General features: G+C 41.1%; 1 protein-coding gene. It reads left to right on the top strand.

Features of this window, described 5'->3' with window-relative positions:
• The coding region (locus ACFINZ_RS11030; protein ID WP_375701539.1) for a MotA/TolQ/ExbB proton channel family protein at window positions 1-236 on the top strand (236 nt) is incomplete at both ends.

The following is a 236-nucleotide window of genomic DNA, read 5'->3' as shown; positions in this document are numbered from 1 at the left end:
TTGGGATTATGGGGTCGTTTCTTTCTATCTCTGCCTCTCAAAATACCTCATTGGCCATTGTTGCACCAGGTATTGCAGAGGCGCTTTTAGCAACTGCCATTGGTTTGTTTGCTGCAATCCCAGCCGTTATTGCTTATAACAAATTTGTTAATGAAAGTGCACAAATTATTGCACAGATAGAAAACTTCGCCGATGAATTTTCGACAATTATCTCACGGCGTATTGATGAGACACTC

The sequence above is a fragment of the Bartonella sp. AA81SXKL genome, assembly GCF_042196945.1.
Classification (GTDB): Bacteria; Pseudomonadota; Alphaproteobacteria; order Rhizobiales; family Rhizobiaceae; genus Bartonella.
Note: the sequence above shows the minus strand (reverse complement) of the source record. Positions and strands in the feature narration are given on the sequence as shown.